At 60.5% G+C, this 17,327-nt stretch carries 17 protein-coding genes and 3 pseudogenes; 8 read left to right on the top strand and 12 right to left on the bottom strand.

Features of this window, described 5'->3' with window-relative positions; all coding sequences use genetic code 11:
* Positions 1-25: 25 nt before the first annotated feature.
* Positions 26-748: a pirin family protein gene (locus AC4PS7_RS17850; RefSeq protein ID WP_010209706.1), complete on the top strand. Its 723-nt coding sequence runs from the start codon at positions 26-28 to the stop codon at positions 746-748.
* Positions 749-893: 145 nt separating this feature from the next.
* The gene (locus AC4PS7_RS17845; RefSeq protein ID WP_492179649.1) at positions 894-1,280 is read left to right on the top strand and encodes a hypothetical protein; all 387 of its coding nucleotides are present in this window, start codon (positions 894-896) and stop codon (positions 1,278-1,280) included.
* A 155-nt stretch (positions 1,281-1,435) separates the two neighbouring features.
* Here AC4PS7_RS17845 and AC4PS7_RS17840 read toward each other — a convergent pair whose 3' ends face one another.
* The 5 genes from AC4PS7_RS17840 to AC4PS7_RS17820 are packed head-to-tail and all read right to left on the bottom strand — an operon-like array spanning position 1,436 to position 6,566.
* Positions 1,436-2,224 (bottom strand): ABC transporter ATP-binding protein, encoded by a 789-nt coding sequence (locus AC4PS7_RS17840; RefSeq protein WP_010209699.1) that lies wholly within the window; start codon positions 2,222-2,224, stop codon positions 1,436-1,438.
* Positions 2,218-3,207 (bottom strand): ABC transporter permease, encoded by a 990-nt coding sequence (locus AC4PS7_RS17835; RefSeq protein WP_010209697.1) that lies wholly within the window; start codon positions 3,205-3,207, stop codon positions 2,218-2,220. The genes AC4PS7_RS17840 and AC4PS7_RS17835 overlap by 7 nt, the downstream gene beginning before the upstream one ends.
* Positions 3,194-4,252, bottom strand: coding sequence for an ABC transporter substrate-binding protein (locus AC4PS7_RS17830; protein ID WP_137205496.1), 1,059 nt, complete (start codon positions 4,250-4,252; stop codon positions 3,194-3,196). Before AC4PS7_RS17830 ends, AC4PS7_RS17835 begins: the two co-directional genes overlap by 14 nt.
* Before the next feature lie 53 nt (positions 4,253-4,305).
* The gene (locus AC4PS7_RS17825; RefSeq protein ID WP_010209693.1) at positions 4,306-5,631 is read right to left on the bottom strand and encodes an LLM class flavin-dependent oxidoreductase; all 1,326 of its coding nucleotides are present in this window, start codon (positions 5,629-5,631) and stop codon (positions 4,306-4,308) included.
* A complete protein-coding gene (locus AC4PS7_RS17820; protein WP_021492729.1) occupies positions 5,628-6,566 on the bottom strand; it encodes an aliphatic sulfonate ABC transporter substrate-binding protein in 939 nt (312 codons plus the stop codon). The genes AC4PS7_RS17825 and AC4PS7_RS17820 overlap by 4 nt, the downstream gene beginning before the upstream one ends.
* Before the next feature lie 245 nt (positions 6,567-6,811).
* On the opposite strand from AC4PS7_RS17820, the gene AC4PS7_RS17815 reads away from it, so the two are divergent.
* The gene (locus AC4PS7_RS17815) at positions 6,812-7,756 is read left to right on the top strand and encodes an aliphatic sulfonate ABC transporter substrate-binding protein (RefSeq protein ID WP_137205498.1); all 945 of its coding nucleotides are present in this window, start codon (positions 6,812-6,814) and stop codon (positions 7,754-7,756) included.
* A gap of 138 nt (positions 7,757-7,894) precedes the next feature.
* Here the strand turns inward: AC4PS7_RS17815 and AC4PS7_RS17810 are convergent.
* Positions 7,895-8,023: pseudogene (locus AC4PS7_RS17810) on the bottom strand (FGGY-family carbohydrate kinase); the annotation flags it as partial.
* Here AC4PS7_RS17810 and AC4PS7_RS17805 point away from each other — a divergent pair.
* Positions 8,010-8,222: pseudogene (locus AC4PS7_RS17805) on the top strand (NAD(P)/FAD-dependent oxidoreductase); the annotation flags it as partial. The pseudogenes AC4PS7_RS17810 and AC4PS7_RS17805 sit on opposite strands and share 14 nt — an antisense overlap.
* Here the strand turns inward: AC4PS7_RS17805 and aqpZ are convergent.
* Positions 8,152-8,919 carry an aquaporin Z gene (gene aqpZ / locus AC4PS7_RS17800; RefSeq protein ID WP_305436179.1) on the bottom strand — a complete coding sequence of 256 codons (768 nt, stop codon included), beginning with the start codon at positions 8,917-8,919 and terminating at the stop codon, positions 8,152-8,154. The pseudogene AC4PS7_RS17805 and the gene aqpZ overlap by 71 nt on opposite strands.
* 117 nt (positions 8,920-9,036) lie before the next feature.
* Here aqpZ and AC4PS7_RS17795 point away from each other — a divergent pair.
* A pseudogene (locus AC4PS7_RS17795) lies at positions 9,037-9,111 on the top strand (transcriptional regulator); the annotation flags it as partial.
* Positions 9,112-9,132: 21 nt separating this feature from the next.
* On the opposite strand, the gene AC4PS7_RS17790 reads toward AC4PS7_RS17795, so the two are convergent.
* The 3 genes from AC4PS7_RS17790 to AC4PS7_RS17780 form a co-directional block, all read right to left on the bottom strand.
* Positions 9,133-10,317, bottom strand: a complete 1,185-nt coding sequence (locus tag AC4PS7_RS17790) for a sugar transporter (protein ID WP_010209683.1) — start codon at positions 10,315-10,317, stop codon at positions 9,133-9,135.
* Positions 10,318-10,440: 123 nt separating this feature from the next.
* Positions 10,441-10,800: a type 1 fimbrial protein gene (locus AC4PS7_RS17785; protein WP_305436180.1), complete on the bottom strand. Its 360-nt coding sequence runs from the start codon at positions 10,798-10,800 to the stop codon at positions 10,441-10,443.
* Positions 10,801-10,886: 86 nt separating this feature from the next.
* Positions 10,887-11,885 (bottom strand): bile acid:sodium symporter family protein, encoded by a 999-nt coding sequence (locus tag AC4PS7_RS17780; RefSeq protein WP_010209680.1) that lies wholly within the window; start codon positions 11,883-11,885, stop codon positions 10,887-10,889.
* A gap of 86 nt (positions 11,886-11,971) precedes the next feature.
* Here AC4PS7_RS17780 and AC4PS7_RS17775 point away from each other — a divergent pair, with 86 nt between their 5' ends.
* Positions 11,972-12,760, top strand: coding sequence for an AraC family transcriptional regulator (locus tag AC4PS7_RS17775; protein WP_010209679.1), 789 nt, complete (start codon positions 11,972-11,974; stop codon positions 12,758-12,760).
* 72 nt (positions 12,761-12,832) lie between these two features.
* Here AC4PS7_RS17775 and AC4PS7_RS17770 read toward each other — a convergent pair whose 3' ends face one another.
* Positions 12,833-13,834 (bottom strand): ABC transporter substrate-binding protein, encoded by a 1,002-nt coding sequence (locus AC4PS7_RS17770; protein WP_042572161.1) that lies wholly within the window; start codon positions 13,832-13,834, stop codon positions 12,833-12,835.
* 163 nt (positions 13,835-13,997) lie between these two features.
* On the opposite strand from AC4PS7_RS17770, the gene AC4PS7_RS17765 reads away from it, so the two are divergent.
* Together AC4PS7_RS17765 and AC4PS7_RS17760 are read left to right on the top strand one after the other, a co-directional pair.
* Positions 13,998-14,429 (top strand): hypothetical protein, encoded by a 432-nt coding sequence (locus AC4PS7_RS17765; RefSeq protein ID WP_010209678.1) that lies wholly within the window; start codon positions 13,998-14,000, stop codon positions 14,427-14,429.
* 48 nt (positions 14,430-14,477) lie between these two features.
* The gene (locus AC4PS7_RS17760; protein ID WP_010209677.1) at positions 14,478-15,491 is read left to right on the top strand and encodes a hypothetical protein; all 1,014 of its coding nucleotides are present in this window, start codon (positions 14,478-14,480) and stop codon (positions 15,489-15,491) included.
* A gap of 75 nt (positions 15,492-15,566) precedes the next feature.
* Here AC4PS7_RS17760 and AC4PS7_RS17755 read toward each other — a convergent pair whose 3' ends face one another.
* Entirely contained in the window at positions 15,567-17,309 is a 1,743-nt protein-coding gene (locus AC4PS7_RS17755; protein ID WP_010209676.1) for an ABC transporter substrate-binding protein, read from the bottom strand.
* Positions 17,310-17,327 lie beyond the last annotated feature (18 nt).

Genomic DNA, 17,327 nt, shown 5'->3' with positions numbered 1-17,327 from the left:
CCCGCTCCCACTTGAGGACAAAACCATGCTGACCCTTCGCAAAGCTTCCGAACGCGGCGCCGCCAATCACGGTTGGTTGAAGTCGTTCCACACCTTCTCGTTCGCCAACTACTGGAACCCGAAAGAACAAGGCTTTTCCGACCTGCTGGTGATCAACGATGACCGCGTCGCGGCCGGCAAAGGTTTCGGCCAGCACCCGCACCGCGACATGGAGATCTTCTCCTATGTGCTGGAAGGCGCGCTGGAACACAAAGACACCCTGGGCACGGGCTCGGTGATCCGCCCAGGTGATGTGCAACTGATGAGTGCCGGCAGCGGCGTGGCCCACAGCGAGTTCAACCACAGCCAGACCCGTGGTGTGCACTTCCTGCAGATCTGGATCGTGCCGAATCAAGCCGGCGCCGAACCGCGCTATCAGCAGGAGCACTTCAGCGAGGCGCAGAAACGTGGGCGCCTGCAGTTGATCATCTCGCCGGACGGCAGCGATGGCTCCCTCAGCGTGCGCCAGGACGCACGGGTGTACGCCGGGCTGTTCAACGGCGACGAGGCCGCAACCTTGGACCTGGCGCCCGATCGGCATGTGTACATCCATGTGGCCCGAGGCAGCGTTGAAGTCAACGGCCAACGCTTGCAGGAAGGCGACGGTGCCCGTGTGCGGGATGAACGGCAGATCCGCCTGGGCCACGGCGAAGACGCCGAGGTGCTGGTGTTCGACCTGCGCCCGCAGGAACTGCCGCAGATGCCTTGACCGGCCCTGCGATGGCTCGGCGGAACGAGCCATCGCTGACGTCGATAGTCACCATCAGCCCAATGAAGTTCTCTTAAAAAATGCAACGCGTAACATCAACCCCATACCAGCAACAACCCAACTAAAACACTCGGAGCACACCCTCATGAAACGCCAAATCTTGCTTAGCCTCGCTTTCTCGGTACTCGCTGCAAACGCATTTGCTCACCCTGTCGTTGCTGAAGGCGGCTCGGATCGCCTGATCGAAAATCGTGTCGCAGAGGGTGGCTCGGACCGCCTGCAAGGTAACCGCGTTGCCGAAAACGGTTCGGACCGCCTGCTGGAACGTCGTATCGCCGAAGGTGGTGCTGATCGTCTGCAAGAACGTGGCCTGGCGGAAGGCGGGGCTGATCGTATGCAGGAACGTGGCCTGGCTGAAGGCGGGGCTGATCGTCTGCAGGAACGCGGCCTGGCTGAAGGCGGTGCTGATCGTCTGCAGGAACGTGGCCTGGCTGAAGGCGGTGCTGATCGCTTGCAAGGCAACAACGTTTAACCCCGCGCTGCTGGCGGGAACCCCAAACCGGCCTGATCAGCCGGTTTTTTTTCGCCTGTGATTAATGCAGGTCGCGGCTGCCCCCTGCACCGTCTTGCCGATCTTTTGCCGCGCTTCGATGCGCACATGTAGGGCCTACACAGTAGCGCCGTCGGCTACCAGTTTTCACCCAACCCCAGCAGGCCCAGAATCTGCCGTCGCAGGTCCACCAGGTAAGGATCGTCGCGGTGCCGGGGGTACGCGCGGTCGATCGTCAGTTGTGCCTGGATCCTGGCGGGGCGATCGCTGAAGACAATCACGCGATTGGCCAGCAGCAAGGCTTCTTCCACATCGTGAGTCACCAACAAAGCCGTATAGCCCTGGCGCTGCCACAAGTCGATCAGCTCCTTTTGCAGGGTGATACGGGTCAGGGAGTCGAGCTTGCCCAACGGCTCATCGAGGATCAGCAGGCGTGGTTGATTGACCAGTGCACGGGCCAAAGCCACTCGCTGCGCCATGCCACCCGACAACTGCCGGGGATAGGCGCGGGCGAACTGGCTGAGGCCGACTTTTTCCAGGGCTTCATCAACCTTGGCCGCATGGGTCTTAAGCAGGCCCTGGGCTTCCAGGCCAACAGCGACGTTGTCCCATACACGGCGCCACGGGTAGAGCGTCGGGTCCTGGAACACCACCACACGGCTAGGGTCCGGGCCGGTGATGGCCTCACCGTCGGCCAGCAAGCGGCCGGAGTCCGCGGGCTCCAGGCCGGCCACCAAGCGCAGCAAGGTTGACTTGCCGCACCCCGAAGGCCCGAGCAACGCCACGAACTCGCCCGGCGCCACGTCCAACGAAACCCGCTCCAACACCGGCAGATGCTGGCCGTCCAGGGCAAAACCATGGCTGAGGTTTTCTATCCGCAGCGCCAGACTTTCCGACGCCGATACTGCGTGTGCCAGGGCTACCATTTCATCGATCCTTTCTGCCAGGCCAACAACCGGTCACGCACCAGGAACAACCCGGTGATCAACCCCGAACAAGCGAGCGCCATGATCAGCAAGGCGGCGTACATATTGGCGTAGGCGGCCCAGCCCTGGGCCCATTGCAGGTACCAGCCGATGCCGGATTTGACGCCCATCATTTCTGCCACCACCAGGGTCGAAAACGACGCCCCCAGGCCCATGAACAGGCCGACGAATACATGCGGCAACGCTGCGGGAATCGCCACCTTGAAAATCAGAAAACCCTGCTTGGCACCGAGGGTACGGGCTACGTCGTAGTAGGCTTTGTCCACACTCGCCACACCAGACCAGGTGAGCACCGTGACCGGAAACCAGGTGGCCAGGGCGATCAGAAATACACTGGCACTCCAACTGCTGGGAAACAGAAAAAAGCACAGCGGCAACAGCGCCGTGGACGGCACCGGCCCGAGGATGCGCAACACCGGGTGCAGCCAGTAACCGATGCGCGTCGACCACCCGATCGCCACCCCGGCGATAAACCCGGTGATCGTCCCCAGCGCCACGCCCGAGCCTAGCAGCAATGCCGAGTGCAACAGGCTGTCGGCCAGGCGCGCGTAGTCTTCGATATACACCGCCAGCAACGCCTGGGGCGGCGCAAAAAACGGCACCGGCAACAGCGCCAGTTTGGCGGTCAACAGCTCCCAGCCTCCGAGCAGCACCGGTAAGGCGATCAGCCAAGGGCCGGCATTGCGCAAGCGCTGGCCAAGCTTGGATACCGTGCGCCCCAACAGGCTCAACACGACGTACAGCCCCGCAATACCCACACACAGATTGGCCAGGCCTTGGGTCATCGGCCAATTACGCGTCGCGTTGGGCCAGAAGCTGATCAGCAGCGCGACGGCCAGCCAGGCCCCAACCACCGCCACGCCTTGCCACCGGACTTTGAACGCCAGGGACGGGTTCAGGGTTGTCGCATCAGCTGAAGACATCGGCGGTGATCTCCTTGGCAAACTCCACCGGGTCAGTGCTCTTGCTGATCACTTCGACGGTTTTCAAGTCGGTGACGTAGGTGAGGATTTCCCTGGTCAATGCCGCGCCCACCGCGTGGTGACCGTGGGTGTGGTCGTGGAGGATCGCCTGCACTTCCTCTATCGACGTATTCAATGCATGGGCCTGGAAGCCTTTGGCGACTTCTTCCGGGTGCTGCACGGAATAGTCGTGGGCTTCGAGGATCGCCTGGGTCAAGGCCGCGACCACACGCTTGTCTTCACGCACCAGTTTGCCGGTGACGCCGACCACGCAGCAGCTGAGGTTGGCGTATTCCTCTACCAGATTGGTAGACAGTTCACGCGCCACGCCAGATTTGATCAGGCGGTACATGAACGGGTCACTGCCGCTCACTGCCTGCACTTCGCCACGCTCCAGCGCAGTGCCCAGCAAGTCGGCGGGATACAGGCGCCACTCCACATCGCGCACCGGGTCCACACCGTGTTTTTTCAGCAGGATCGAGAAGAAATTACGATCCGGGCTGGCCATGTCGGTCACACCGATGGCCTTGCCCTTGAGGTCCTCCAGCTTGGCCACAGCGCCGTTCACGGCACTGAGCAAACGCAGGCAGCCGCCGTGGGTGCCGGCGGTGAGCTTCACATCGAAACCCTGCTCCAGCGCCTTGAGCCAACGCAACGCCATGCCCACGCCCGCGTCAGCTTTACCGGTGGCGATGGCCTCCAGCAGCACTTCGGTGGAGTTGCCGAAGTTGACCAGCTCCACGTCCAGATTGTGCTTTGTGAAAAAACCCTGGCCATGGGCGATCACCACTGGCGCCAGGCACACGGCGTTGAGGTTGACCGCCAGTTTCAGCTTGCGCGGTGCGCCGAGGCGGATGAACTCACCGGTGCCTGCGGGCTCCTGGGCAGTGTTGTGACCGGCATGTTCGTCGGCGGCAACGCCCAAGCGTGGCAGCGACAGGCTGGCCACAGTGATGCCGGCCAGGCCGAGCAGGCGGCGGCGGGTCAAATGATCGAATATAGCCACAGAAGAATCCCTTTATGTGCGGTAGTGCGGTGTGTAGGAGCGAGCTTTTCGTTTCAGCCAGTAAGCTCGGAGAGGCCCAGGTGCTCTCGCAACGTCGACCCTTCGTAAGCGGTGCGGAACAGCCCCTTGCGCTGCAAATGCGGGATCACGCTCTCGACAAACTCGGTGAACGAACCCGGCAAATACCCCGGAGAGATCACAAACCCGTCGCAACCGCCCTGCTCGAACAGCTCGGCCAACTGCTCGGCCACTTGCGCGCCCGTACCTACTAATTGCGGTACGCGCACGCTGCTGGCGAAGATGCGCCCGAGCTGTTCGAGGGTGGTTTCCGGCCCTTGCATCAACAGCTTTTCAGCGGCGGCCGGGTGGATCAGCGACGACTGGGCGATCTCGGCCAGCGTCGCGCAAAGCGGGAATGGCGACAGGTCCACATTCAGCTGCGACGCCAGGGTCACCAGCCCCAGCTCCGGCCGTGCCAGCGCGTTGTGTTGATCGCGCTTGGCGCGGGCTTGCGCTTCGCTGCCACCAATGAACGGCATCACCGCCGTCAGCACCTTGCAACTGTCAGCCTCACGGCCTTGCTGCACCACCTGCGCACGCACGTCATCGCGAAACGCACGCATGGCCGCCAAGTGCGGATGAATCGTGAAAATCGCCTCGGCCCAACGCGCGCCAAAGCGCCGGCCACGCCCGGAAGAACCGGCCTGAATCAGCACCGGCCGACCCTGGGGCGTGCGCGGAATATTCAACGGGCCTTCAACCCTGAACCACTCGCCCTGATGCTGCACCGAACGGATCAACTCCGGGTCCGCCAGCACGCCGCTTTCGCGATCCAGCTTCAGCGCGCCGTTGCCCCAGCTGTTCCAGAGCTTCAGTGCGACTTCGACAAACTCATCGGCGCGGTCATACCGCAGGTCGTGTTCAAGGTGCTTGTCCTTGCCGAACAGACGCCCTTCGCTGTCGTTCATCGAGGTGACGATATTCCACGCCGCCCGCCCCTTGGACAGGTGGTCGAGGGTGGCGAATTCACGGGCGATGTGCGCCGGTTCGTAATAGGTGGTGGAACGCGTCGCGCCCAGGCCCAGCTTACTGGTCTTGCCGACCAGGTAAGAGAGGATCGGCAACGGGTCCAGGCGCGTGGCGTCCTGGGCGCCGTAGCGCAAGGCGAACTCGCGGGAGCCGCCCATCTGATCACCCACGGCCAGGCGATCGGCGAAGAACAGGAAGTCGAACAGCCCCTCCTCCACCACCTTGGCGACCCGCGCGTAGTACTCGGGATCGAGGTAATTGCCAACGGTTTCGGGGTGGCGCCACACCGCATGGCTGTGCACCACCGGCCCACTCAACAAAAACGCGGATAAATGGATTTGGCGGCTCATGGCTTGGGCGTCCACACGGTGATGGCGCTGACCTTCAACGGCTTGGGAATCAACTTGGCGGCGTAGTAGGTGTCGGCGATGCGCTGTTGCTCGGCGAGGTTTTCCACCTTCACCGGGATGATGTCGTAGCTGCGGCGGCTATTGGCGCGCTCCACTGTAGCCGGGGCGATATTGCCCCACAGCGGGCCGAGGATCTCGGCAGCTTCCTTGGGATGGGCCTTCGCCCATTGGCCGGTCTCGCGCAGGGTATCGAAGGTCACCTGCAACACGTCCGGGTGGGCCTTGGCGAATCGCGTGGTCGCCAAGTAGAAACGGTTGTAGTCGGCCAGGCCGTCCTTGCCGTCGGCGATGACACGCACGTGGTGATCCAGCTGTTGGGTGGCGAGGAACGGGTCCCAGATCACCCAGGCGTCCACGCTGCCATTGGCGAAGGCGGCGCCGCCGTCCGGGGCTTCCAGGTAGCGCGGGGTAATATCGGCCAGGGTCAAGCCAGCTTTTCTCAGCGCGGATATCAGCAGGTAATGGCTGCCAGAGCCCTTGGACACGGCGACGGTCTTGCCCTTGAGGTCGGCGATGCTGTGGATCGGCGATTGATCCTGGACGATGATCGCCTGGGCACTCGACGATGAGTTTTCCTGGGCGTAGTAGGTCAACGGTGCATCGGCAGCCTGGGTGAACAGCGCAAAGGCGTCGGCCACGTCGGCGTGCAGGTCGACGCTGCCGGCGTTCAGCGAGCTGAGCAAGCCAGTGCTGAACTCGTGCCAGTTCACCGTGAAACCCAGGGGCTTGAGGCGCTGCTCCAAGTGGCCATTTTGCTTGAGCAGGATCCACAGGGTGGATGAGCGCTGATAGCTGATGTCCAGGGTTTGCTCGGCATGGGCCGCGGTCGCGGCGAACAGCAGGCTGGCGGCGACGATTAGTTTTTTGAACGTCATGGGAGGCCTTGGCGAGGAAGAAATGAAGAGAACTGCATATGCCAAAAAACCGCTTAAGGCCTGGCAGCAAAGTTGATTCGATTATATTAATGATTGGAAATGATGAAAGAATCTTATAATTCTATGGTTATGCTCAATTCATAGGCAGGTGGAAAAAGCGTCCTAAGTTCAGATCGAAAAAGTATTTAACGAATAGTTTTTAGAACTTTAAGCTCAATACTGTTTCGTCAAAAATCGAGCGTGCCATGTCCATACGTCGTCCCCTCGCTGCGGTAGTAGGGTTGCTGGCCTTCTCCGTTGCGGTCAGCGCCGAGGCCCAGGAAACTGTGCGCATCGGTTACCAGAAATCCTCGACCCTGATCACCCTGCTGAAAACCCAGGGCACCCTGGAAAAAGCCCTCAAGGCCGACAACATCGACGTGAGCTGGCATGAGTTCCCCAGTGGCCTGCCCCTGCTCGAAGCGTTGAACGTGGGCAACGTCGACATCAGTGCCGACGTGGCCGACACCGTGCCGCTCTTCGCCCAGGCTGCGCAGGCCAAGCTCACCTACTTCGCCCAGGAAGCCCCCTCGCCTTCAGCCCAGGCCATCGTGGTGCGCAAGGACTCGCCGATCCAGCAACTGGCGGACCTCAAAGGCAAGAAAATCGCCGTGACCAAGGCGGCGGGCACCCACTACTTGTTGATTGCCGCGTTGGCCCAGACGGGCCTGGAATTTTCGGATATCACACCGGCCTACCTGTCCCCCGCCGACGGTCGCGCAGCGTTCGAGAACGACAAGGTGGACGCGTGGGTCACCTGGGAACCCTTCCTCACCAGCGTGCAGCGCCAACTGCCAACACGTACCCTGGCGGACGGCGCGGGGCTGGCCAGCTACAAGCGCTACTACCTCACCGGCACGCCGTACGCCAAGGCCCACCCGGACGTGTTGAAAGTGGTGTACGCACAACTGGAAAAGACCGGCCAGTGGGTGAAAACCCACCCGCAAGACGCGGCCAAAGTACTTGGCCCGCTGTGGGGCAACCTGGATGTAGCGACGGTTGAAGCAGCCAATGCGCACCGCAGCTATCAAGTGCAGCCAGTGACGATCGATCAACTGGGCGAACAGCAGAAAATCGCCGATGCCTTCTTCAAGGCGGGCTTATTGCCCAAGGCCGTGGACGCCAAGGATGTACAGACCTGGAAACCTTGAGGGCGGAGCAAGGATAGATCCGGTGGCGATAGCGGTGGGTCAGCCGCTTTGCCCATTGCTGATCTACCGCTATCGCAGGCAAGCCAGCTCCCACAGGTGGACCGCGGCGCAACAGTTGGAGAGTGGTTGGCTGTCGCGCACCCCCAACGCCCTTCCCGCCAGATGCGCCGCGCCCAGCGCCGAGACCTCCGGTGACAGGCTGCGCACCACCGGGCGTTGCAGCAGGTTGGCCAAAAACGGCATCAGCCAACGGTTGCGCGTCGCGCCGATGACCTACAGCCAGCCCAAATACGTGACCTGCCTCGACCTCGGCGCCTGAGGCGCCGTGTTCACCGAAGGTTGGGACCGCCAGATGAAGCTGGTTGGCCAGGAAGCCAAGGACCTCAAGCGTCAGATCAACACGGTGTGGATCTGCCCACCCGCCGCTGATCGCACGGTGGCGCTGGCTGAGGCGGACCCGCTGATTTGTCGCGCTCACCCAACGAACGCGCCGCCAACGCTCCCATCACCCCGCCGACCATCGGCGCCAGCCAGAACAGCCAAAGCTGCGCAAGGTACTCGCCCCCGGCAAACAACGCCGGCCCGGTGCTGCGTGCAGGGTTCACCGAAGTATTGGTCACCGGGATCAGCACCAGGTGAATCAAGGTCAGCGCCAGGCCAATCGCAATGGGTGCAAAGCCAGGCACAGCGCCCGACGAGGTCACGCGCATGATGATGAACAAGAAAAAGAACGTGGCGATGCATTCCGCAAGCAGCGCGGCCTTCATGTCAAAGAGGCCAGGGCTCAATGGGCCATAACCGTTGGCGGCAAAGCCACCTATTGCGAAATCCGGCTGCCCGTTGGCAATCAGGTACAACGCCGCAGAAGCGCCAATGGCACCGGCAACCTGCGCCGCGATGTACGGCAGCACTTCACCGGCCGCTACACGGCGACCCGCCCACAAGCCAAGAGTGACGGCCGGGTTGAAATGCGCGCCGGATATTCCACCTACCGCATAGGCCATGGTCAGCACCGTGAGCCCGAACGCCAGCGAAACGCCGACAAACCCAATGCCCAGTTCCGGGAAAGCCGCCGCCAGGATGGCGCTGCCACAGCCGCCGAACGTCAGCCAGAAAGTACCGATAAACTCGGCGGTCAAACGTTTTTGCACAATCAACTCCATTGCTGTTCAAGTGCCGTCACCACAGGCCGTGGGCGGTCTTGGGCGACGGTAGCAATGGGTATCAAATTGCTGTGTAAGACTTGTCTGGATTACTGCTTTTGAACGTTTAACGTCTGGAGGGGACCGACAGGGCCGGCCAAAGCGCTGTTGAGGGCCATTCACAATGACCCGATGCATGCGTTGAATGCATTGACGGTGGCGCGGGAGTTTGACTCAGGCTCGCGCCACACCCTGCCCAAACCGGCGGATCGCCAGGCAATACCCAATCAACGCCAGCGCCGCCAGCAACCCGCCCGCCGCGCCGATCCAGGCGAAGCCGAACTGGCTGCCGACCCAACTGCCCACCAGGGCGCCGCCGCCGATGCCGATGTTGTAGATGCCGGAGAACATCGCCATGGCCACGTCGGTGGCATCCGGGGCCAGCACCAGCACTTTGGATTGCATCGCCAGGCCGAAGCCCATGATCGCCATGCCCCAGAACACACTCAGCACCACCAGGTAGGATTCTGCACCGCTCAACGGCAGCAGCAGCGCCAGGCACGCGGCGAGAATGAATACCGCGCCGACCACGAACACATGCGGGTTGAAGCGGTGCACCAGGCTGAACAACAGCGAGCCGATGATGCCGGCGCCGCCGAACACCAGCAGGATCAGGGTCACCGCGCTGCCGCTCATGCCGGCGACGCCTTCGACGAAGGGCTCGATGTAGCTGTAGGCGGTGAATTGCGCGGTCACGGTCATGGCGGTGAGCACGTACAACGCCACCAGCGCCGGGCGCTTGAACAACAGCGGCAGGCTGCGCAAGGAGCCGGAGTTCTGGCTCGGCAGCAGCGGCAAGGTGCGCGCCAGCCAGAACACCAGGGCAGCGGCGAAGGCGCCAATCACCAGGAACGTCGTGCGCCAGCCCATGGCTTCGCCGAGCAGGCGGCCCAGCGGAATACCCAGCACCATCGCCAGGGAAGTACCGGTAGCCAGCAGGCCGAGGGCTTGCACCTGCTTGCCTTCCGGTGCCAGGCGAACGGCCAGCGATGCGGTGATCGACCAGAACAAGGCATGGGACAAGGCGATGCCGATGCGACTGAGCATCAGGATGCCAAAGCTGGTAGCGACGCTGGAAAGGATGTGACTGACGATAAACATGCAAAAAAGCACGATCAGCAGTTTGCGCCGTTCAACGTTACGGGTCAGCAGCATGACCGGCAGCGAGGTCAGCGACACGATCCAGGCGTAGATGGTGAGCATCAACCCGACGCTGGACACAGGCATGTCGAAGCTGGCGCCGATGGCGCTGAGCAGCCCGACGGGCACGAATTCGGTGGTGTTGAACACAAAGGCGGCCAACGCGAGGGCGATGACCGGTTGCCAATTGGCTTGGGGCGTTGCGGCTGAAAGGCTCATTGAACGGCGCGGTACTCTGACGGTGATCAAGCGGCCACCCAGGACAAGCGCCGCCGCCGAGCATTCTATAGGTTTCTGGCGCGGCTGTTGACGCCGATCCAGCTCAAAACAACCTCGGTGGCGTCACGGCGCGGTCAGGGTGACCACGTAGGCCCCCGATTGAACGGGTTTGCCGAGGGCATCCACCAGTACATACCGCTGGTCGTAATAGCGCCCATCATTGCTGTCGGCCACTAACTTGACGTCAGCCTGCGCGTTGCCCAGTGCCTTCACCGTGCGCACCGGCCGCACCTCGAAATGGCTGCTACGCAGGGCCTGCGGGCAGCCCTTGAGTTCCAGCGTCGACCCACCCGGCGACGCCGCATGACAACTGGGCTCGACAACACTGCCGTGAAACTGAATGACGCCAGAGGATCCCGCCATGCAAGCCCCCGCCCATACCGCAAGAACGCCGGTCATCAGTGAAAAACGCTTAACGTTCATGTCGACGCTCCTTCTTGGGTGGTTAAGAAGGTAGTCGTCGGGCCCGCCGCTTACTTGAGTTTATTCGGCAAACGCTGTGACGTAGTTCAAGGATCCACCTGCCCCATCATTTCCGGAATGCTTTCCGCACGTTTGGCATAACGCTGTGCCAGCGCCGCGCAGACCATCAGCTGGATCTGGTGGAACAGCATAAGCGGCAGGATCAGCACGCCCATGGTCGCTCCGGCGAACAACACTTGGGCCATTGGCACGCCCGTCGCCAGGCTCTTCTTCGAACCGCAGAACAGAATGGTGATGCGGTCTTCCTGGTTGAAGCCGAAGGCCTTGCCCAGCACGGTCGAGGCCACCAGCACCAAGGCCAGCAACACGCAGCACGCCACCACCAGTCCGCCCAGTTCCCATAGCGGGATCTGATGCCAGATGCCTTCGTTGACCGCTTCGCTGAAGGCACCGTACACCACCAGCAGGATCGAGCCCTGGTCGACGAACTTCAGCCAGGATTTATTGCGGCCAACCCATTCGCCGATCCAACGACGGGCGATCTGCCCGGCGATGAACGGCAACAGCAATTGCACGCTGATTTTCAGGATCGCGTCGACGGTAGACCCACCCTCGCCGTGTACGTTGAGCAGCAGCGTCACCAGCAACGGCGTAAGGAAGATCCCGAACAGGCTGGACGCCGCCGCACTGCAAATCGCCGCCGGGATATTGCCCCGCGCCAGGGAGGTGAAGGCAATCGCCGATTGCACCGTGGCCGGCAAAGCACAGAGGTAAAGCATGCCCATGTACAGGTCTTTACCAATCAGCGGCGACAGCAGTGGCTTGAGCGCCAGGCCCAGCAGTGGAAACAGCACAAAGGTCAGGCTGAACACCAGCAGATGCAGGCGCCAGTGGCCGGCACCGGCGACGATGGCCTGGCGCGACAGCTTGGCGCCGTGCAGGAAGAACAGCAACGCAATCGCCAGGTTGGTGACCCAGCCGAAGGCTACGGCAGTCTGGCCGCTGGCGGGCAGCAGGGAAGCGAGGATCACCGTGGCGATCAGGGTCAGGGTGAAGTTGTCAGGCAGAAAACGGGGGCGAGTCATAAGCAGGATCTTCCGGGGGTTGCCAAGAGCGTCGTCGCGACTCTAACGTAACGCCTTGTTACCGACTAACGCCAACGAGCCACTAAATGCCGCCTAAAGGACATGACAAGACCGTCCGCCGCAGTGTGCCTGGGCTTTCCAGCCTGCCGCGGCCGGTGTACGGGCGCACCGAATCCTTGCCCAATCGTGCGCTGACCCGCCGGCACAGCCACCCGTGGGTGCAATTGTCCTACGCGATTTCCGGGGTGCTGGAGATCCAGACCAGCGTCGGCCGCTTCGTCGCACCGCCTCAGCGTGCGGTGTGGATCCCGGCAGGTGTGCCGCACCGCGTGTTCAGTTCGCCCCACACGGAAATGCGCAGCTTGTACCTGGATTGCAGCGTCACCGCCTGGGCGGTCGAACGCTGTCATGTGCTGGAGGTGAGCAGTTTGCTGCGGGAATTGATCCGCAGCTTCAGCGAACTGCCGGTGGAGTATGCCGAGGATGGGCCGGATGGGCGCTTGGCCCAGGTGGTGCTGGACCAACTGGCGGCGGCGCCTCAGGTGGATCTGATGCTACCGCTGCCCCTGGACCCGCGTTTGCGCCACATCTACCGCAGCTTGAACCTGCGCCCGGAACAGCAAACCACATTGAGTCAGTGGAGCCAGAAGCTGGGCGTGAGCGAGAAGACCCTCAGCCGGTTGTTTCTGAGTGATACCGGGCTGACCTTTCGGGCGTGGCGCCAGCGTTTGCGATTGCTGACTGCCCTGCCCGCCCTGGAGCAGGGCGAGCGCGTGACGGATGTGGCGCTGGCCTGTGGGTATGAATCCACCTCGGCGTTTATCAACGCGTTTCGCCAGCAGTTCGAGGCGACGCCGGGGGAGTTCTTCCGCTAGGCAGGCCTTCGCCACAATTGCCTGGCGCCACAGCTATTCGCCATGCCCGCCGTGGCGCGCCCTTCGCGGATATCAGCTGCCATCGCCACCATGGGCTTCTTCGAAGAAGTAGTCTTTCCAACTGGCAGCCTTGTTTTTCAGCACCCCCAGCGCCTGCAATTTCTCGGCATAGACGTAGGTGCGTTGCGGCACGATGGTGAAATCGATTTCCGGGTCCTGGACGATCTGCTCCACCAGGTCCAACGGCAGTTTCGACTGTTCTACGCGGATGTATGCCTTGGCCGCAGCCGGTTTGTCGGCCTTTATGATCTTCTCGGCCTCGGCCAGCGCGTCATAGAACGCCTTGTAAGTCTTGGGGTTTTCGTCATGAAATTTCTGCGTGGTGTAGAGCACGTTGAACGTCGCCTGACCGCCCAGGATGTCGTAGGAACTGAGCACCTTGTGCACATTCGGATTGAGCAATTCCTGGTACTGGAACGGCGGGCTGGAGAAGTGTGAGTTGATCTCCGAACCACCGGCAATCAACGCGGCGGTCGCGTCGGGGTGCGCCAGGCTGATGGAGATGTCGTCGAATTTCTTGTAGTGGGCATCGCCGAACTGCTTGGCGGTCTCGATCTGCAGCGTGCGCGACTGGAAGCCCACGCCGGCGGCTGGCACGGCAATGCGGTCGTTTTCGGTGAAATCCTTGAGGGTCTTCACGGTGGGGTTGTTGGTCAGCAGGTAGTTGGGCATCGAGCCGAGGGAGGCGATGGCCTTGACGTTCTGCTTGCCCTTGGTGCGATCCCACAGGGTCAGCATCGGCGGCACACCGGCAGAGACCACATCCAGCGCACCGGCCAGCAGCGACTCGTTCATCGCGGTGGCGCCGGAAATGCTGCTCCACTCCACCTTGATGTCCAGGCCCTGTTCCTTGCCGTGCTTTTCGATCAGGTTCTGGTCGCGCACCACGTCGAGGATCAGGTAGCCGATGCCGAATTGCTGGGCGATGCTGATCTTGCCTTCGGCCTGGGCGCCGATACTGATCAACGCTGTCGCAACCGCCAGCAGGGCCAGGGAAGAACGCTTGAAAGTCATAGGAATCTGCCGCGTTTTTAAGAAGGTGATGGAGCCTAGCGGCGATTTTTAAGACAGGAAAAGAATATCGGGATCTATTGTTATGCAAATCACCCACAAACACCCGCTCGGCTGGTATTGTGCCGCGCTTTGAAAAACTGCCGAACCTGCGAGGAAATGGACGTTGAACACTGACGAAAAAATGACCGGGGACCTGTTCGAGGTGGATAAGCGCCTGTCACTCAAACCCGTGGTGGACTTCAACGCCTACCTGCGCAGCGCCTTCGGCGACGGCCCGTGCAGCTGCATCCGCTGCACGGCCAGCCAAGGTGATGAAACCGGCTATGAGTTCCAGCACACCTTCACCTTCGACGGTAAACCCACCCAACGCCGCTTCGCATCCACGGCGGGCAGCGATGTGCTGCAGGCGCTGAAGAAAGCCTGGTTGTCGTACACCAAGGCCGAGTTGCCGTTGAGCGGTGTACTGGCGCTGGACACCGTGAAGGAGTTTGTTGAACCGCAACTGCATAAACGCCTGGCACCGCTGTTTTTGGCCAGTGGGTTGGTCAAGGATGTGGGCGGAGAATCACACCTGTTGCCTCAGATGGCCGGCTGACAGACGTGCAACAGGTCAAGGCGACGAGACATTAATAGGGATGTAAATATGCTGACGACACTAGAACAGGCGGAACAATACCAAAGTGCACTCAAGGAATATCTTGAGCTGCACAAAAGTGATATATCCGCTTGCGTCAAAACCATGGCAAAACAGATTGGCAGCACCCTATTAGGTCGCCGAGACTTCTCTTTTCCCACTCAACAGTCCACCTACTACAACGACCAACTGTTAACGATCAAAAACCTACTATCCTCTCCGATAGATGAAATAACCATTGAGCATACTCACTTTGAGCTAGCGAAAACTTTAAGATACATAAGCGCCTTAGGCTCAACACCAGATTTTAGTACGTCACCAATTGTCCAGTTTTACATCCACCCTAAATTCGAAGAAACCCTCCTTTCGAGGATCGACGAAATCACATTCGGTGTTGCGTACACTATTTACCGTGAACGAACTGAATACAATTCTCGAAACCTTGACGAAAATATCAAAAAAATCGAGACGTGGAGCTCAAACATTGATCAATGGGAAAAACGAGCAGCTGAAGCAGAAGACCGTTACAGAGAGGTGACTTCAGGCAATAACTACCTCGGCCTGAGCCATGCATTCGATAAAATAGTCGAGAGCAAGCGCAAAGAAGCTTCAGGCCTTCTATCAGCACTCAAGATCGCAGGCGCACTTGCCTTATCCCTTCCTCTCATTCAGTTGCTAGCTGGAATAACACTTTTCTTGTTCAAAAAAGAAACGACACTGCCCCTCCTGACCCTCACATTTTCAATTGCCGTGGAAATTATTTTAATCTACTACTTCAGACTCATTCACTCTCGCTGGGCAGTATTGAAAAATCAAATCTCACAACTCGAACTCAGAAGTTCAATGTGCGCATTCGTTCATGATTATGCTGCCAAGTCCAAGGATTTGGAGCGCGAAACACTCATGAAATTCGAAAACATGATTTTCTCCGAAGTGATCAGCGATAACGCACCACCTCCCAGCATTTACGATGCAGCCGACTCGATTGCCAAACTGCTTGGTGCTTGGAAGAAACCCGTTTAATCACTTGGCGCGATACAAGGGTGGCGAGGGATCGTACTCCCTCACCACCTGCACAGCGTTAGTCGCAAAAGAGTTTTACTTACGCGCCGCCTCCCACTGCTTGAGCAGGTCGTTGTAGTTCACGGTCTCGCCTTTCGGTTTCTCATTGGCCAGTTTCGGCTTCGGCGCGCCCGGCTGGTCGAACCAGTATTGCGCGTCACGCTCGGGGTTCATTTTCGGGCCGCACACCGGTTGCACCTTGGAGCGTTCCAGGCGCGTCATGATGGCGTCCTGTTCCTTGGCCAGGTTGTCCAACGCCTGTTGCGGGGTTTTCTCGCCGCTGGCGGCGGCGGCGATGTTGCTCCACCACAGTTGTGCCAGGCGTGGGTAGTCCGGCACGTTGGTGCCGGTCGGCGACCATTCGGTTCGGGCCGGGCTGCGATAGAACTCCACCAGGCCACCCAGTTTCGGTGCCATGTCGGTCATGGCCTGGGAGTTGATGTCGGACTCACGAATCGGTGTCAGACCAACGATGGTTTTCTTCAGCGACACGGTTTTCGAGGTCACGAACTGCGCGTAAAGCCAGGCCGCAAGCTTCTGTTTCTCAGGCGTCGACTTGAGGAACGTCCAGGAGCCCACGTCCTGATAGCCCTTCTTCATACCCTTTTCCCAGTACGGTCCGACGGGCGATGGCGCCATGCGCCATTTCGGCGTGCCGTCGGCATTCACCACAGGCAAGCCTGGCTTGACCATGTCGGCGGTAAACGCGGTGTACCAGAAGATCTGCTGGGCGATGTTGCCTTGGGACGGCACCGGGCCGGATTCGGAGAAGGTCATGCCCGCCGCTTCCGGTGGCGCATAGGCTTTCATCCAGTCCACATATTTCTGGGTGGCATACACGGCGGCCGGGCCGTTGGTGTCGCCGCCACGGGTGACGCTGGACCCGACCGGGTGGCAGTCCTCCACGCGAATGCCCCACTCGTCCACCGGCAAGCCGTTGGGCAGGCCCTTGTCGCCGCCACCGGCCATGGAGAACCAGGCATCGGTGAAGCGCCAGCCGAGGGACGGGTCTTTCTTGCCGTAGTCCATGTGCCCATACACGCGCTTGCCGTCGATCTCCTTGACGTCTTCGCTGAAGAACTTGGCGATGTCTTCATAGGCCGACCAGTTCACTGGTACGCCGAGGTCATAGCCGTATTTTTCCTTGAATTTGGCTTTCAGCTCCGGACGCTCGAACCAGTCGGCGCGGAACCAGTACAGGTTGGCGAATTGTTGGTCGGGCAATTGGTAGATCTTGCCGTCGGGCGCGGTGGTGAAGGAGATGCCGATAAAGTCCTTGATATCCAGGGTCGGCGAGGTGAAGTCCTTGCCTTCGTTGGCCATCAGGTCAGTGATGGATTCGGTCTTGCCGTAGCGAAAGTGTGTACCGATCAGGTCCGAGTCGTTGACCCAGCCGTCATAGATGTTCTTGTCGGACTGCATTTGGGTTTGCAGCTTCTCCACCACGTCGCCTTCCTGCAGCAGGTCGTGGGTCAGCTTGATGCCGGTGATTTCGCTGAAGGCCTTGGCCAGCACCTTGGACTCGTACTCGTGGGTGGTGAGGGTTTCCGACACCACGTTGATCTTCATCCCACGGAACGGTTCCGCAGCTTTGATAAACCACTTGAGCTCTTCAAGCTGCTGTTCAGCCGTGAGGGTGGACGGCTTGAACTCGCTGCCGATCCATTTTTTTGCGGCATCTTCGTACGCATCGGCCCAGGCCGAGGCGCTCAAACCACTGAGGGCCAGTACGGCGGCCAATGAAATGCTATGTCGCAGCTTATTGTTCTTATTCAACATAGAGACCTCCAGGTTGTT

This window comes from Pseudomonas sp. DW-iso3 (genome assembly GCF_058725305.1).
The sequence above is the reverse complement of the archived record's forward strand: the minus strand, read 5'-3'. Positions and strand labels throughout refer to the sequence as shown.

Excerpts from the sequence above, each read along its gene's own strand:
- AC4PS7_RS17850 (WP_010209706.1), top strand. The coding sequence starts at position 26 with ATGCTGACCCTTCGCAAAGCTTCCGAACGCGGCGCCGCCAATCACGGT.
- AC4PS7_RS17845 (WP_492179649.1), top strand. The coding sequence starts at position 894 with ATGAAACGCCAAATCTTGCTTAGCCTCGCTTTCTCGGTACTCGCTGCA.
- AC4PS7_RS17840 (WP_010209699.1), bottom strand. The coding sequence starts at position 2,224 with ATGGTAGCCCTGGCACACGCAGTATCGGCGTCGGAAAGTCTGGCGCTG.
- AC4PS7_RS17835 (WP_010209697.1), bottom strand. The coding sequence starts at position 3,207 with ATGTCTTCAGCTGATGCGACAACCCTGAACCCGTCCCTGGCGTTCAAA.
- AC4PS7_RS17825 (WP_010209693.1), bottom strand. The coding sequence starts at position 5,631 with ATGAGCCGCCAAATCCATTTATCCGCGTTTTTGTTGAGTGGGCCGGTG.
- AC4PS7_RS17820 (WP_021492729.1), bottom strand. The coding sequence starts at position 6,566 with ATGACGTTCAAAAAACTAATCGTCGCCGCCAGCCTGCTGTTCGCCGCG.
- AC4PS7_RS17815 (WP_137205498.1), top strand. The coding sequence starts at position 6,812 with ATGTCCATACGTCGTCCCCTCGCTGCGGTAGTAGGGTTGCTGGCCTTC.
- aqpZ (WP_305436179.1), bottom strand. The coding sequence starts at position 8,919 with ATGGAGTTGATTGTGCAAAAACGTTTGACCGCCGAGTTTATCGGTACT.
- AC4PS7_RS17790 (WP_010209683.1), bottom strand. The coding sequence starts at position 10,317 with ATGAGCCTTTCAGCCGCAACGCCCCAAGCCAATTGGCAACCGGTCATC.
- AC4PS7_RS17785 (WP_305436180.1), bottom strand. The coding sequence starts at position 10,800 with ATGAACGTTAAGCGTTTTTCACTGATGACCGGCGTTCTTGCGGTATGG.
- AC4PS7_RS17780 (WP_010209680.1), bottom strand. The coding sequence starts at position 11,885 with ATGACTCGCCCCCGTTTTCTGCCTGACAACTTCACCCTGACCCTGATC.
- AC4PS7_RS17775 (WP_010209679.1), top strand. The coding sequence starts at position 11,972 with ATGCCGCCTAAAGGACATGACAAGACCGTCCGCCGCAGTGTGCCTGGG.
- AC4PS7_RS17770 (WP_042572161.1), bottom strand. The coding sequence starts at position 13,834 with ATGACTTTCAAGCGTTCTTCCCTGGCCCTGCTGGCGGTTGCGACAGCG.
- AC4PS7_RS17760 (WP_010209677.1), top strand. The coding sequence starts at position 14,478 with ATGCTGACGACACTAGAACAGGCGGAACAATACCAAAGTGCACTCAAG.
- AC4PS7_RS17755 (WP_010209676.1), bottom strand. The coding sequence starts at position 17,309 with ATGTTGAATAAGAACAATAAGCTGCGACATAGCATTTCATTGGCCGCC.